Here is a 13,597-nt window from a genome sequence, read left to right as displayed (position 1 = left end):
CTCCGTCAATGCGAGGTTGCCGAGGTCGCGGCATGCTGTGTCACAGCCTGCGCCTCCGACACCGCGGTATCGTAATTGGTGATCAGCGCCTCGACCGAGGGGCCGATGATATCGGTCACGAGGCTGGGATAGACACCCAGCAGCAGGGTCATCACCACCAGCGGCGCAAAGATCGCGCGTTCGCGTGTGGTCATGTCCGAGATCGACTTGAGGCTCTCCTTGATCAGCTCGCCCATCACCACCCGACGATAGAGCCAGAGCGCATAGCCCGCGCTGAGGATGACCCCCGTCGCCGCGACCAGCGCCACCCAGGTGTTGACCTGGAAGACCCCGAGAATGGTGAGAAACTCGCCGATGAACCCGCTGGTGCCCGGCAGGCCGACATTGGCCATGGTGAACAGCAGGAAGATGAGCGCATAGGCCGGCATCCGGTTCACGAGCCCGCCATAGGCATCGATCTCGCGGGTGTGCATCCGGTCATAGATCACGCCGACACAGAGAAAGAGCGCGCCGGAGATAAAGCCGTGGCTGATCATCTGAAAGATCGCGCCGTCGATGCCTTGCTGGTTGGCTGCGAAAATCCCCATGGTGACATAGCCCATATGCGCCACGGAACTGTAGGCGATGAGCTTCTTCATGTCCTGCTGGGCCAGCGCCACGAGCGAGGTGTAAACGATGGCGATCGCGCTCATCCACAGGATCAGCGGGGTCAGCACATCGGCGCCCACCGGGAACATCGGCAGCGAAAAGCGCAGGAAGCCATAGCCGCCCATCTTGAGCAGGATCGCCGCCAGCACCACCGACCCGGCGGTCGGCGCTTGCACATGCGCATCGGGCAGCCAGGTGTGCACCGGCCACATCGGCATCTTGACCGCAAAGCTCGCAAAGAAGGCGAGGAAGAGAAGCGTCTGCATCCCACCCAGCACATGAATGCCGAGGACAGAGAAGCTCTCCGAGGCAAACTCATGCTTCATCAGCGCGACGATATCGGTGGTGCCGGCATCCGCGAACATCGCCACCATCGCCACCAGCATCAGAACCGAGCCGAGGAAGGTGTAGAGGAAGAACTTGAAGCTCGCGTAGATACGCTCCTTGCCGCCCCAGATCCCGATGATCAGGAACATCGGGATCAGACCCGCCTCGAAGAAGAGGTAGAAGAGCACGAGATCGAGCGCCATGAACACGCCGAGCATCAGCGTCTCGAGCACGAGGAAGGCGATCATGTATTCCTTGACCCGCGTCGTCACGTTCCACGAGGCCGCAATGGTGATCGGCATCATGAAGGTGGTCAGCATGACGAAAAGAATGCTGATCCCGTCGACGCCCATCTTATACTTGATGTCCATGAGCCAGGGCGCTTCTTCGACCATCTGCATGCCGGGGTTGGCCGGGTCGAACTGGGCGAGAATGGCGATGGAGACGAGGAAGGTCAGCACCGTGGCCACAAGGGCCACCCATTTCGCCGCCCGCTGGGCAAACTCATCCTCACCGCGCAGAAAGATCGCAAGGATCGCTGCGGCAATCAGCGGGATGAAGGTTGTCATAGTCAGGACGTTCGACATCACTCAGCTCCCCCGCTGATCGTCATCCATGTGACAAGGACCGCGATCCCGATCACCATGGCAAAGGCATAGGTAAAGATATAGCCGGACTGCGCGCGGCCAGCGAGGCGGGTAAAGAAGGGGATGATCCCCATCGCAACCCCGTTGATCGTGCCGTCGATGACATTGCCGTCACCGCGTTTCCACAGCAGCGCGCCAAGCGCACGGGCCGGACGGACAAAGGCGAAATCATAGATCTCGTCAAAGTACCATTTGTTGAGCAGGAACAGGTAGAGCGGACGCTGGTTCTGCGCGAGACGGCCGGGCAGGCTCGGGTTCACGAGATAGAACCAGATCGCGGTGGCCAGACCGATGAGCATCGCGATGAACGGGCTGAGCTTGACCCATTTCGGCACGTAATGCGCCTCGTTGATCACGTCATTGTCGGGCCCGGCGTAAATCGCCCCTGCACCCGGCTTGCCGCTCAGGACGTAATGCGGCTTGGCGGCTTTGCCGTCTGCCTTGCCATGGGCCTTGTCCTCGCCATGACCCGCGTCAGCCGCTGCATGATCGTCGGCTTTCGCTTCTGCACCGTGGTCATCGGCCTTGGCCTCTGCGCCATGGTCATCCTTGGCCGCGCCATGATCGTCGCCATGGGCTGCCTCGGCCACGAAAGGCACGTTGAAGAAATTGGCAACCTTGTCGGTTTTCCCAAAGAAGCTGTTGTACCAGATCATCCCGGCGAACACCGCACCAAGCGCCAGCACGCCCAGCGGCACCAGCATAACCATCGGGCTTTCATGCGCGTGATCATGGGTGTGCTTGTCGCCCCGCGGCGCGCCCCAGAAGGTGAGGAACATCAGACGCCAGCTGTAGAAGCTGGTGAAGAGCGCGGCCACCACCAGCATCCAGAAGGCATAGCCCCCTTGCGTGCCGGCATAGGCGCTCTCGATCACCGCATCCTTGCTGAGGAAGCCGGCAAAACCGATGGTGGTGAGCGGGATGCCGACGCCGGTGATTGCCAGCGTGCCGATCATCATCGCCCAGAACGTATAGGGCAGCTTTTTGCGCAGCCCGCCATAGTTCCGCATGTCCTGCTCGTGATGCATCCCGTGGATGATCGAACCGGCGCCGAGGAACAGCATCGCCTTGAAAAACGCGTGGGTGAAGAGGTGGAACATCGCCACCGAATAGACACCGACACCGGCGGCCACGAACATATAGCCAAGCTGCGACATGGTCGAATAGGCGATGACGCGTTTGATGTCATTCTGCACGAGACCGATGGTCGCCGCGACAAAGGCCGTGGTCGCCCCGAGGAAGGTGATAAATGCCGTCGCCTCAGGCGCGTATTCCATCAGCGGCGACATGCGGCAGACGAGGAAAACGCCCGCCGTCACCATGGTCGCGGCATGGATCAGCGCCGACACCGGGGTCGGGCCTTCCATCGCGTCCGGCAGCCATGTGTGCAAGAAGAGCTGGGCCGATTTCCCCATCGCGCCGACAAAGAGCAAGAAGGCCAGCAGGTTCGCCGCGTTCCATTCGGTCCACAGGAAGCTCACGCTGGTTTCCGCCAGCTCCGGGGCGGCTGCGAAAATATCGTCAAAGAGGATCGAGTCGGTCATGAAATACAGACCCGCGATGCCGAGGATAAAGCCGAAATCGCCGACCCGGTTGACCACAAAGGCCTTGATCGCCGCGGCATTGGCCGAAGGCTTGCGATAGTAGAACCCGATGAGCAGATAGGACGCGAGGCCCACGCCTTCCCAGCCAAAGAACATCTGCACGAGGTTGTCCGCCGTCACCAGCATCAGCATGGCAAAGGTAAACAGAGACAGATAGGCAAAGAACCGGGGGCGATAGCTCTCGGTTTCTGCGAAATTCTCGTCATGCGCCATGTAGCCCATGGAATAGAGATGCACGAGCGCCGAGACACTGGTGATCACGATCAGCATGATCGTGGTCAGACGGTCGACCCGCACTGCCCAGGCACTGTCGAGCGTGCCGGATTGCACCCAGGTGAGAATGTGAACGGGATCGGCATGATGCGCCCCGTCGAGGAACACGACCCAGCTCAGCAGACAGGCGAGGAACAGCAGGCCAGTCGCGACCCATTGCGCGCCCTTGTCGCCGATGATCCGCCAGCCAAAGCCCGCGATGAGCGCCCCGATGAGCGGCGCAAAGAGGATTGTCTTGAAAATCATCTGGCTCAGCCTTTCATCACGTTCACGTCTTCCACGGCGATGGTGCCGCGGTTACGGAAGAAACACACAAGGATTGCGAGGCCGATGGCCGCTTCGGCGGCCGCCACGGTCAGCACGAAGAGCGTGAAAATCTGGCCCACCAGATCACCGAGATAGCTCGAGAAAGCCACCAGGTTGATATTGACCGACAAGAGCATCAGCTCGATGGACATGAGCAGGATGATCACGTTCTTGCGGTTCAGAAAGAGCCCGAAAATGCCAATGACGAACAGCGCCGCCGCCACCGTCAGGTAATGTTCCAGTCCAATCATGTCGTCCCTCCGGGTCGTGCCCGTTTCTTTGTGCGTCGCTGGCCCGCGACTGGCGCGGACCGATTGCTTCGTTTCGTCATCCGGTTGGTCCGGGGCTCAGAGCCCCTGCCCCGGTTTCACATCGCGCAGTTCCATCGCCTTGGCCGGATCGCGGTACATCTGGGCCAGAACGTTCTGGCGCTTGACGTCCTGACGGTGGCGCAAGGTCAGCGCAATCGCCCCCACCATCGCCACCAGCAGGATGAGACCGGACAGTTGGAACAGCAGGAAATACTTGTCATAGATCAGCAGGCCGAGGGCCGCGGTGTTCTCGACCCCATCGGGCGTGACCGCGCCGCGCGCCGCTTCGGCGCCTTCGGCAAAATCCCACGCGCCATAGGCGAGCGCGAATTGCATCAACAGCACCACCCCGATCAGCAGGGCCAGCGGCATGTAGCGTGCCATCTCGGCCTTGAGCTCGGCGAAATCCACGTCGAGCATCATCACCACGAAAAGGAAGAGAACCGCCACCGCGCCGACATAGACAATGATCAACAGCATCGCCACGAACTCGGCACCAAGCAGCACGAAAAGCCCCGCCGCGCTGAGAAAGCTCAGGATCAGCCACAGGACCGAATGCACCGGGTTGCGGCTGATCACGGTGAACAGCCCGCCCACGATCACACAGGTCGCAAACAGGTAAAAGGCCAGTGCAAAGACGGTCATGTGTCTTGTCCCTTCGTCTCGTTTTCCGCGAAGACCTCGCGCGCGAATTCCATGGCGCGGGTCATCGACGGGATACCGGCAAACATCGTCATCTGGGCGATGGTTTCGGCAATTTCATCCTCGGTGGCACCCGCCGTCAGCGCGTGGCGCACCGTCATGCGGATCTGTGTCTCGTTCTGCGCCCCAAGCATCGTGAACCCGGCCAGCGCCAGCAGAAGCCGCGTCTTGGCATCGAGCCCCTTCTCGTTCAACCCCTTGCCAAAGGACATCTCCATGAGTTCCTTGGGCATGGTGGGCCAGAGGGCCTCGAACCCTTTGGGCGAGAAGGATTCAAGCGCCGGATTGAAGGCTTTCGCCATCTCCTGCGCCTGGGCCATCATCTCGGCAAAGGGGTTCTTGGGCGTGTCGCTCATCGGTAGGGCGCATCCATTTCGAGGTTGCGGGCGATCTCGGCTTCCCAGCGGTCGCCATTGTCGAGCAGACGTTCCTTGTCATAGAACAGCTCTTCACGGGTCTCGGTGGCAAATTCGAAATTCGGCCCCTCGACGATCGCATCCACCGGGCAGGCCTCTTGGCAGAAACCACAGTAGATGCATTTCGTCATGTCGATGTCATAGCGGGTGGTGCGGCGGCTGCCATCGTCGCGCGGCTCGGCGTCGATGGTGATCGCCTGCGCCGGGCAGATCGCTTCGCAGAGCTTGCAGGCGATGCAACGCTCTTCGCCATTGGGATAGCGGCGCAGCGCATGTTCGCCCCGGAACCGCGGGCTCAGCGGGCCTTTTTCATGCGGGTAGTTCAGCGTGGTCTTCGGCGCGAAGAAATACTTCAGCCCCAGCTTGAACCCTTTGACAAAGTCGCTGAGCAGAAAGTAGCCCGCCGCGCGCCCATAATCGATATTTGCCATATCCTCAGGTCCTCGTTTCCGTCTCGAGGTGCGTCGCACCTGCGTTTTCATGTCCGTTCCAGCGGGTCTCATAATCGCTTTGCAGCGCGAAATCCGGCAGGTGGCTCTCCTTGGTCTTTTCGACCTCGTAATAGAGATAGGTGCGTCCCGGGCCGATCTGGTTCTTGAGCTTGAGCCGAACCCCCGTCTCGGCCGGGTCCCGAAACTCGACTTGGCCGAACTCGTCGTCCGGGTCAACAGGCACCGCTCGGCAATCGATCACGTTGCAATTGCAGGCACGACGCCAGAAGGTCCAGACCAGCTCAGGGTTGAACTGATACATGCCATGCCCGTACCAGCCATTGAGCCCGTTCGCCGAAATCAGCCGGCCACCGGGTTTGAGCATCCGGTACAGCCCTTCGAGCGCCATCGGCACGTTGAACACATGCTCGACCGTGCCGCCGTCAAAGATAAAGTCGAACTGGTTCCACAGCTTGCGCTCCGGCTTCTTGTTGAGATCATGCAGGATCGCGGCGCCTTCATAATCCGAAAAATCCATGGTCTCGATCTGCCCGAACCCGAGCTTTTCCATCAAGGTTTCGGCGAAACCGTCCTCTTGCAGGAAATCAAAGCGGCGGGCGTCGATGCCATGCCGGGCCAGCGACTCGTCATAGGCATTGCGATGCCGGGTCTGGATCGTGAAGCTCTGACGACCAAGCATGAGCGTGCGCCCACGCGGTTGAAACCGCGTGGAGAGCTCAACAAGCCGGTCGAAAAGAGCGACATCCACCCCCATTTTCGCTTAGCCCCCCATCGCCCAGCGCGCCCAAAAGCCGCCGAGCACTTCGAATTTCGCCAGAAACGCCACGATCACAACCCAGCCGATGCTCAGCGGCAGGAAGACCTTCCAGCCGATCCGCATGAGCTGATCATAGCGGTAGCGCGGCGTGATCGCCTTCACCATCGCGAAGATGAAGAAGAAGAAGGCCATCTTCGCCACCATCCAGAGCACCCCATCGGGCAGGCCCGGAATGGGCGAGAGCCAGCCGCCAAAGAACAGCAGCGAGGTCAGCGCGCACATCAGGAAGATGGCGATATATTCACCGGCCATGAACAGCAGGAACGGGGTCGAGCTGTATTCCACCTGATAGCCCGCCACCAATTCGGATTCCGCTTCCGGAAGGTCGAAAGGCGGGCGGTTGGTCTCGGCCAGACAGGAGATGAAGAACAGGAAGACCATCGGGAAATGCGGCAGCCAGTACCAGTTGAACATGCCCCAGTCGCCATCCTGCGCCCGGACGATATCGCCGAAATTCATGCTGCCGGTCGAGATGATCACCCCGATGATGATCAGGCCGATCGACACCTCATAGGAAATCATCTGCGCCGCAGAGCGCAGGCTTCCAAGGAACGGGTATTTCGAGTTCGACGCCCAGCCGCCCATGATCACGCCATAAACCTCGAGCGAGGACATGGCGAAGACATAGAGGATGGCCACGTTGATATCGGCCAGAACCCAGCCGTCGTTGAACGGGATCACCGCCCAGGCAATCACCGCCAGCACAAAGCTGATCATCGGCGCGAGCATGAACACGGTGCGGTCGGCCCCGGCGGGAATCACCACCTCCTTGACCACGTATTTGAGCGCGTCGGCCACAGACTGCAGCAGACCGAAAACGCCGACCACGTTCGGGCCGCGCCGCATCTGCACAGCGGCCCAGATCTTGCGGTCGCCATAGACGAGGAACAACAGGCTGACCATCACGAAGCCCAGCACAGCAAGGCATTGCGCGAGAATGATCACCAGGGTGCCCAGCGGGGTTGAAAAGAAATCTGCCATCAGTCCCTCATACCATCGGTATTCCTTGTTCCGCACAATCTGCGGCGACGACTTCTGCGTCGATTGTCTTGAGGCCGCGGGGCAGCGCAGCCGAGATCGTATAAACCGCATCCCCGCGCCAGACGCCACCCTCTTCCGCCACATTCGTGCGCACATGCCGGGCAAATCCATAGCCCCGGATGAGCGTGTATTGCGCCGCGGCGCAGGCGGCATAGCGGTCCACATCCTCGATGCCGCGTGCGCCGCGCATCGTGACGTGGAAATTCACCAGATCCCCATCGAGAAGACGGGTTTCCACACTGTCATATTGCGGCGCAAAGCGGCTCACCTCATCGCCCGAGGCGGAGGTGTCACAGCCCGCCAGCCCGGCGAGCGCCGCCAGGCTGATCAGGGATATGATGGCGCCGTGCTGCATTACTCTGCGGCCACCGGCGTCTCGAGACGGGCTTTCGCATTGGCGCTCAGTTCCGCCATGAGCTGGCTGGCCCGGGCCACCGGGTTGGTCAGGTAGAAATCCTTGACCGCATTGCGGAAGGCCGCGCCGGATTTCCCGAGCGGTTTCGCAGGCAGCGCCACGCTCTCATTCTCCGGCACCTCGTCGATCTGCGCCAGATGCGGCACTTCGGCGACCAGCGCCTGACGCAGCTGCGCGAGGCTGTCATAGCCGAGCTGCGCGCCCATCTCACCCGACAGCGCCCGCAGGATCGCCCAGTTTTCCTTGGCCTCGCCCGGCGCGAAACTCGCACGCAGCGCCAATTGCGGACGGCCCTCGGTGTTGACGAAAAGCCCCTGCTCCTCGGTATAGGCCGCGCCCGGCAGGATCACATCGGCGCGATGCGCGCCCCGGTCACCATGGCTGCCCTGATAGATCACGAAAGGCCCGGCGGCGATTTCGACCTCATCCGCGCCAAGGTTATAAACCACCTCGGCCCCGTCGAGCGCCGCGCTCAGCCCGCCCTCGGTGACACAGCCCGCATCCATCGCGCCGACCCGTGCCGCGGCAGAGTGCAGGATCAAGAGCTTCGACTTGGTCGCCTCGGCCAGCGTCTGCGCGGCGGCCAGAACCGCCTCGCCATCGGCTTCCGAAATGGCACCCTGACCGAGGATGATCAGGCTCGGCGCCTCGAGAACCTCGTCTTTATGGTTGGCATCCAGCAGGCCCTGCAGCGCCGCGCGGTCATGGCCCACATGGGCGTAATCATAGCTCAGATCGACCGCCTCACCGATGAGCCCGACCTGCGCGCCCTTGGTCCAGGCCTTGCGGATCCGCGCATTGAGCACCGGCGCTTCCAGGCGCGGGTTCGAACCGATGATCTGAATGAACCGCGCGTCGTCGATATCCTCGATCGTCGCGTTGCCGACATAGGCGCCCCGGTTGCCTGCGGGCAGCTTGGCCCCATCGGTCCGGCATTCGACGGACCCGCCCTGCCCTTCGATCAGCTGACGCAGCGCAAAGGCCGCCTCGACCGGCACGAGGTCGCCCACGAGACCGGCAATCTTCTTGCCCTTCATCGCCTCGGCCACCCGGCCGAGCGCCTCGCCCCAGCTGGCGGGGCGCAGCTTGCCATTGTCGCGCACATAGGGCTTGTCGAGCCGCTGACGGCGCAGACCGTCCCAGACAAAGCGCGTCTTGTCGGAAATCCATTCCTCGTTCACGCCATCATGGTTGCGCGGCAGGATGCGCATGACTTCGCGCCCCTTGGTGTCGACCCGGATATTGCTGCCGAGCGCGTCCATCACGTCGATGGTCTCGGTCTTGGTGAGCTCCCAGGGACGGGCGGTGAACGCATAGGGTTTCGACACCAGCGCGCCCACCGGGCACAGGTCGATGATATTGCCCTGCAGATTGCTGTCGAGCGTCTCGCCGAGATAGGCGGTGATTTCCGCATCCTCACCGCGGCCGGTCTGGCCCATCTGGTGAATGCCCGCCACCTCGGTGGTGAAACGCACGCAGCGGGTGCAGGAAATGCAGCGGGTCATATGGGTCTCGACCAGCGGCCCCAGATCGAGATCCTCGACCGCCCGCTTCGGCTCGCGGTAGCGCGAGAAATCGACGCCATAGGCCATCGCCTGATCCTGCAGGTCGCATTCGCCACCCTGATCGCAGATCGGACAGTCGAGCGGGTGGTTGATGAGCAGGAACTCCATCACCCCTTCGCGGGCCTTCTTGACCATCGGGCTGTTGGTCTTGACGACGGGCGGCTGGCCCTCGGGGCCAGGCCGCAGATCACGCACCTGCATCGCGCAGGAAGCCGCCGGTTTCGGCGGGCCGCCAACGACCTCCACAAGACACATCCGGCAGTTCCCGGCAATCGACAGCCGCTCGTGATAGCAGAAACGGGGGATTTCGATCCCCGCCTGTTCACAGGCCTGGATCAGGGTCATCGCCCCATCCACTTCGATTTCGGTCCCGTCGATGATGATCTTGCGAAGGTCAGACATTGGCGATCACTTTGCTTTCAGAAGAGAGCCGATCTGGCTCTTCTTGGAGATTTCGGCGCGGCCCAGCACACAGAGGCTCTGTGCATCCAGATTGCTCGCGCCTTTCGATTTGAAATAGGCGTTGCGACGTTCGCGCATCGCGGCCTGGTTGGCGTCATTGTTGATGTAGCTGTCGATCTCGGCCTCGGAATAGCCGCGCGCCGACGCCATATCCTTGAGCGATTGCGCATAGCTCCGGGCGGTGAAGAACCGCGCCGAAATGCTGTCGCACTCGCGGCGGATCTTGTCGGCCACGGCCACCACGAGCAGCCCGGCGTTGATGTCCTTTTCCTTGGCCAGCCCCGGCTGCGCCGAGGCGCTCGCCATGGTGGCACCGGCAAGGGTGAGGCCCAGCAGGGCAGTCTTGATCAGTCGCATATTGGTCTCCTTTGATCCAAACACGCCGGCCTTGCATTTCATGCAAGGCAGGTCGCGTCCGAGATGGAGACCCGCAGCCTTGTTATGCAATAACACCGGCGTGTTCTTGCCTGTCAAAGCCCTGATATGTCGGGTAAAACCTACCATTTGTTGCAGGTGCCCCGCAGCACGACATTGCCGCCGTCGGTGAGGATCGCGGCACGGTCCATATCCGGGCCGGGGGCCCAGGCGATGGTCGATGTGCCGAATTTCTTGATGCAGTAATCGGTGCCCTCGTAGCGCCCCGCCTCGCGCGCGCCCTCAAGCCCCTGATCGGCGCGACGCACGGTCACGACGAACCGCTCGAGCGCACCGTCCTTCTTGGCCTTGGCCGGGTAATATTTGCCGTCGAACAACACACGGTCGCCGCCGCCACAGGCCGCCAGCCCGACAAGGGCCAGAATACCGAGGGCCTTAAAACCGTGGGCCCGAAAACCGTGGGCCCGAACCCCGTGGGACAGAACTGGACGCTTCATCAACTTCATCGTCTATACCACCGCGATTATGGCCATCAGGCCGAGAATTATGCAAAGCAGCCAACCGAAGACATACAGGAAACTGCGCGGCCCCATATCGGCCCGGCCGATGCCGCCGACATGCACCACCAAGAGCACCAGCCGCGACGAGAGGTAGAGCGACGCCAGCCAATTGACCCAGACCGGGTTCGCCCCGGCCAGGATCGCCGCCAGCGTCACCAGCGCAAAGCTCGCCGCGTTCTCCGCCGCATTGCCATGGGCCCGGTGCCAGCGATAGGCGGGATTGCCATAATCCGCCGCAGGTGCGGCCCCCGGCGCCAGGCCGAGCTTGGACTTCATCCAGCCCGTCACCGGCGACAGGACAAGCACCAAGAGGGCCATTCCGGCCATGGCGGCAATCGCATGGGCATAGGGGGCGAACAGCTCGCTCATCGCGCGCGTCCTCCCTGCCCGGCATCGCCTGCTATGGTCCGGAGATCGTTCATTCCGCGGCCACCGCGCTCACCCGGCCCGTCTTCTGGGCCTTGATGCGATCCTCGATCACATCGCGGAAGTTGCGGATCAGACCCTGAATGGGCCAGGCCGCCGCATCGCCAAGCGCACAGATCGTGTGGCCCTCGACCTGCTTGGTCACGTCAAAGAGCATATCGATCTCTTCGACCTCGGCCTCGCCTTTGACGAGCCGGTCCATGACCCGCATCATCCAGCCGGTGCCTTCGCGGCAGGGCGTACACTGGCCACAGCTCTCATGCTTGTAGAATTTCGACAGACGCCAGATCGCCTTGATGATGTCGGTCTGCTTGTCCATGACGATCACCGCCGCGGTGCCGAGGCTCGATCCGACCTCGCGCAACGCGTCGAAATCCATGACCGCGTCCTTCATGTTCTCGCCGCGCACACAAGGCACGGACGAGCCACCGGGGATCACCGCCAACAGATTGTCCCAGCCGCCACGAATGCCGCCGCAATGTTTCTCGATCAGCTCCTCGAAGGAGATCGACATCGCTTCTTCGACGACGCAGGGGTTGTTCACATGGCCCGAAATGGCAAAAAGCTTGGTGCCCGCGTTGTTGGGACGGCCAAAGCCCGCGAACCAATCCGCGCCCCGGCGCAGGATGGTCGGCACAACGGCGATGGATTCGACGTTGTTCACCGTGGTCGGACAGCCATAGAGACCGGCACCCGCCGGGAACGGCGGCTTCATCCGCGGCATCCCCTTCTTGCCCTCGAGGCTTTCCAGAAGAGCGGTTTCCTCGCCACAGATATAGGCGCCCGCGCCATGGTGCAGATAGATGTCGAAATCCCAGCCCGACTTGCAGGCGTTCTTGCCCACCAGACCGGCCTCATAGGCCTCGTCGATCGCCGCCTGCAGCGCCTCGCGCTCGCGGATATATTCGCCGCGAATGTAGATATAGCAGGCATGCGCGTTCATCGCGAAACTGGCGATGAGACAACCTTCGATGAGGGTGTGCGGATCATGGCGCATGATCTCGCGGTCCTTGCAGGTGCCGGGCTCGGATTCGTCGGCATTCACCACGAGATAGGCCGGACGCCCGTCGCTTTCCTTCGGCATGAAGGACCATTTGAGACCGGTGGGAAAGCCCGCCCCACCCCGACCGCGCAGCCCGCTGGCCTTCATGTTGTCGATGATCCAGTCGCGCCCCTTCGCCAGGATGCCCGCCGTGCCATCCCAATGGCCGCGCGCCAGCGCCCCCTTCAGGCTGCGATCATGCATCCCGTAGAGATTGGTAAAGATGCGGTCCTCGTCCTTCAACATGACGCCCCTATCCTTCATTGTCCCGGCGCATGCGCCAGATTTGATAAATCTTCCAAAACGCAAAGACAAAGCCCGCCAGCGCGATCAGATCGAACAGCGCCAGCACCCGCTGGCTCACGCCCATCTGCCCGCCGATCCACAGCGCAACAACCCAGAACACCGCCACACCGGCGATGATTAGCGCCACCTGACGCCCCATCTGGGATTGCCTGTTGTTCGACTTCATCCTTACCCTTGCCCGTCGTTACCCATTGCCCGTCTCGGCGGCCAGCGTTTTCGCCTGCGCCACCCAGTTGTCACGGCTGACCCGACCCTTGAACCCCTTGAGGTTCTGATCGACCCAGGCCACCTCGGCCGCGCCCCATTGGGCGATCTGGTCGAAATGGTAATAGCCCATGCCGTGCAGCAAATCTTCCAGCTTCGGACCGACGCCCTTGATCCGCTTGAGATCATCGGCCCCGCCAGCCCGCGGCGCTTCGAGCGTCGCAGGCTTCTGCCCCGTATCGCCCGCCGCCACTTTCTCAACCACCACCACGTCGTCCTCGGACGCCACCTCCGGCTCCGGTTTCGGCTCCGGCTTCGGCGCAGCTGCAGGCTCCGGCGTGACCGTTTCGGTCACAGTCTCCGTCACCGTGTCCGTCTCAGGCACCGTCGCCGCCGCCGCAGGGGCCGCGGCCAGCGCCGCCCCGGCTGCCGCTTCGCTCTCGGCCGCCCGGCTCACCGGCTCGGACTTGGCAGGCTCAGCGCTTGCCGCCCTCGGGGCCTCCGGCGCCGCCCGGCAAAACAGCTGGGTCAGCACAAAACCGGTCAGCACCGCGATCCCCAAGGCGATCAGCAGCATGAGGAACAGCCCGACCCCCGGCCACGCAAAATAGCTCACCACAAGGCCGAAAAGCCCCGCGCCCAGCCAGCACATAAACGTGCAATTGCTCGTATCCGGTCCATTGGTCATCGCTCTTCCC

Annotated in this window: 16 protein-coding genes; all 16 read right to left on the bottom strand. The window is 62.2% G+C overall.

Features of this window, described 5'->3' with window-relative positions:
• Nucleotides 1-5 precede the first annotated feature (5 nt).
• The 16 genes from WA237_RS14005 to WA237_RS13930 all read right to left on the bottom strand — a co-directional run bounded on the left by WA237_RS14005 (nt 6) and on the right by WA237_RS13930 (nt 13,587).
• Nucleotides 6-1,562 carry an NADH-quinone oxidoreductase subunit M gene (locus WA237_RS14005; protein ID WP_009814887.1) on the bottom strand — a complete coding sequence of 519 codons (1,557 nt, stop codon included), beginning with the start codon at nt 1,560-1,562 and terminating at the stop codon, nt 6-8.
• Nucleotides 1,562-3,745, bottom strand: coding sequence for an NADH-quinone oxidoreductase subunit L (gene nuoL / locus WA237_RS14000; RefSeq protein ID WP_442970267.1), 2,184 nt, complete (start codon nt 3,743-3,745; stop codon nt 1,562-1,564). Before nuoL ends, WA237_RS14005 begins: the two co-directional genes overlap by 1 nt.
• Before the next feature lie 5 nt (nt 3,746-3,750).
• On the bottom strand, nt 3,751-4,056 hold the full coding sequence (nuoK, locus tag WA237_RS13995; RefSeq protein WP_009814885.1) for an NADH-quinone oxidoreductase subunit NuoK: 306 nt from the start codon (nt 4,054-4,056) through the stop codon (nt 3,751-3,753).
• 96 nt (nt 4,057-4,152) lie between these two features.
• Entirely contained in the window at nt 4,153-4,761 is a 609-nt protein-coding gene (locus WA237_RS13990; RefSeq protein WP_009814884.1) for an NADH-quinone oxidoreductase subunit J, read from the bottom strand.
• Entirely contained in the window at nt 4,758-5,174 is a 417-nt protein-coding gene (locus WA237_RS13985) for a carboxymuconolactone decarboxylase family protein (protein WP_009814883.1), read from the bottom strand. Before WA237_RS13985 ends, WA237_RS13990 begins: the two co-directional genes overlap by 4 nt.
• Nucleotides 5,171-5,665 (bottom strand): NADH-quinone oxidoreductase subunit NuoI, encoded by a 495-nt coding sequence (gene nuoI, locus WA237_RS13980; RefSeq protein WP_009814882.1) that lies wholly within the window; start codon nt 5,663-5,665, stop codon nt 5,171-5,173. The genes WA237_RS13985 and nuoI overlap by 4 nt, the downstream gene beginning before the upstream one ends.
• A 4-nt stretch (nt 5,666-5,669) precedes the next feature.
• Nucleotides 5,670-6,434: a methyltransferase domain-containing protein gene (locus tag WA237_RS13975; protein ID WP_336098377.1), complete on the bottom strand. Its 765-nt coding sequence runs from the start codon at nt 6,432-6,434 to the stop codon at nt 5,670-5,672.
• Between the two features lie 12 nt (nt 6,435-6,446).
• On the bottom strand, nt 6,447-7,484 hold the full coding sequence (nuoH, locus tag WA237_RS13970) for an NADH-quinone oxidoreductase subunit NuoH (RefSeq protein WP_009814880.1): 1,038 nt from the start codon (nt 7,482-7,484) through the stop codon (nt 6,447-6,449).
• Between the two features lie 7 nt (nt 7,485-7,491).
• A complete protein-coding gene (locus WA237_RS13965) occupies nt 7,492-7,899 on the bottom strand; it encodes a hypothetical protein (protein ID WP_009814879.1) in 408 nt (135 codons plus the stop codon).
• Complete coding sequence (nuoG, locus tag WA237_RS13960) at nt 7,899-9,926, bottom strand: NADH-quinone oxidoreductase subunit NuoG (RefSeq protein WP_336098375.1); 2,028 nt, start codon at nt 9,924-9,926, stop codon at nt 7,899-7,901. Before nuoG ends, WA237_RS13965 begins: the two co-directional genes overlap by 1 nt.
• Before the next feature lie 6 nt (nt 9,927-9,932).
• Entirely contained in the window at nt 9,933-10,343 is a 411-nt protein-coding gene (locus tag WA237_RS13955; protein ID WP_040618574.1) for a DUF5333 domain-containing protein, read from the bottom strand.
• Between the two features lie 140 nt (nt 10,344-10,483).
• Nucleotides 10,484-10,741 (bottom strand): hypothetical protein, encoded by a 258-nt coding sequence (locus tag WA237_RS13950; protein ID WP_336098442.1) that lies wholly within the window; start codon nt 10,739-10,741, stop codon nt 10,484-10,486.
• Between the two features lie 129 nt (nt 10,742-10,870).
• Nucleotides 10,871-11,290 carry an MAPEG family protein gene (locus WA237_RS13945; protein ID WP_336098374.1) on the bottom strand — a complete coding sequence of 140 codons (420 nt, stop codon included), beginning with the start codon at nt 11,288-11,290 and terminating at the stop codon, nt 10,871-10,873.
• 49 nt (nt 11,291-11,339) lie between these two features.
• Complete coding sequence (gene nuoF, locus WA237_RS13940) at nt 11,340-12,635, bottom strand: NADH-quinone oxidoreductase subunit NuoF (protein WP_336098373.1); 1,296 nt, start codon at nt 12,633-12,635, stop codon at nt 11,340-11,342.
• Between the two features lie 7 nt (nt 12,636-12,642).
• Entirely contained in the window at nt 12,643-12,861 is a 219-nt protein-coding gene (locus WA237_RS13935) for a DUF5337 domain-containing protein (RefSeq protein ID WP_040618104.1), read from the bottom strand.
• A gap of 18 nt (nt 12,862-12,879) precedes the next feature.
• On the bottom strand, nt 12,880-13,587 hold the full coding sequence (locus WA237_RS13930) for a hypothetical protein (RefSeq protein ID WP_336098372.1): 708 nt from the start codon (nt 13,585-13,587) through the stop codon (nt 12,880-12,882).
• Between the last annotated feature and the right edge of the window lie 10 nt (nt 13,588-13,597).

The organism is Roseovarius sp. CH_XMU1461 (assembly GCF_037027165.1).
In the GTDB taxonomy this organism is placed as follows: domain Bacteria; phylum Pseudomonadota; class Alphaproteobacteria; order Rhodobacterales; family Rhodobacteraceae; genus Roseovarius; species Roseovarius nubinhibens.
This window is presented reverse-complemented; position numbering and strand designations above follow the sequence as displayed.

Bases quoted from the DNA above. Each gene is read 5' to 3' on its own strand.
- WA237_RS13965 (WP_009814879.1), bottom strand. From the start codon at position 7,899: ATGCAGCACGGCGCCATCATATCCCTGATCAGCCTGGCGGCGCTCGCC.
- nuoI (WP_009814882.1), bottom strand. From the start codon at position 5,665: ATGGCAAATATCGATTATGGGCGCGCGGCGGGCTACTTTCTGCTCAGC.
- WA237_RS13985 (WP_009814883.1), bottom strand. From the start codon at position 5,174: ATGAGCGACACGCCCAAGAACCCCTTTGCCGAGATGATGGCCCAGGCG.
- WA237_RS13930 (WP_336098372.1), bottom strand. From the start codon at position 13,587: ATGACCAATGGACCGGATACGAGCAATTGCACGTTTATGTGCTGGCTG.
- WA237_RS13945 (WP_336098374.1), bottom strand. From the start codon at position 11,290: ATGAGCGAGCTGTTCGCCCCCTATGCCCATGCGATTGCCGCCATGGCC.
- WA237_RS14005 (WP_009814887.1), bottom strand. From the start codon at position 1,562: ATGTCGAACGTCCTGACTATGACAACCTTCATCCCGCTGATTGCCGCA.
- nuoH (WP_009814880.1), bottom strand. From the start codon at position 7,484: ATGGCAGATTTCTTTTCAACCCCGCTGGGCACCCTGGTGATCATTCTC.
- WA237_RS13990 (WP_009814884.1), bottom strand. From the start codon at position 4,761: ATGACCGTCTTTGCACTGGCCTTTTACCTGTTTGCGACCTGTGTGATC.
- nuoF (WP_336098373.1), bottom strand. From the start codon at position 12,635: ATGTTGAAGGACGAGGACCGCATCTTTACCAATCTCTACGGGATGCAT.
- WA237_RS13955 (WP_040618574.1), bottom strand. From the start codon at position 10,343: ATGCGACTGATCAAGACTGCCCTGCTGGGCCTCACCCTTGCCGGTGCC.
- WA237_RS13935 (WP_040618104.1), bottom strand. From the start codon at position 12,861: ATGAAGTCGAACAACAGGCAATCCCAGATGGGGCGTCAGGTGGCGCTA.
- nuoK (WP_009814885.1), bottom strand. From the start codon at position 4,056: ATGATTGGACTGGAACATTACCTGACGGTGGCGGCGGCGCTGTTCGTC.
- nuoL (WP_442970267.1), bottom strand. From the start codon at position 3,745: ATGATTTTCAAGACAATCCTCTTTGCGCCGCTCATCGGGGCGCTCATC.
- nuoG (WP_336098375.1), bottom strand. From the start codon at position 9,926: ATGTCTGACCTTCGCAAGATCATCATCGACGGGACCGAAATCGAAGTG.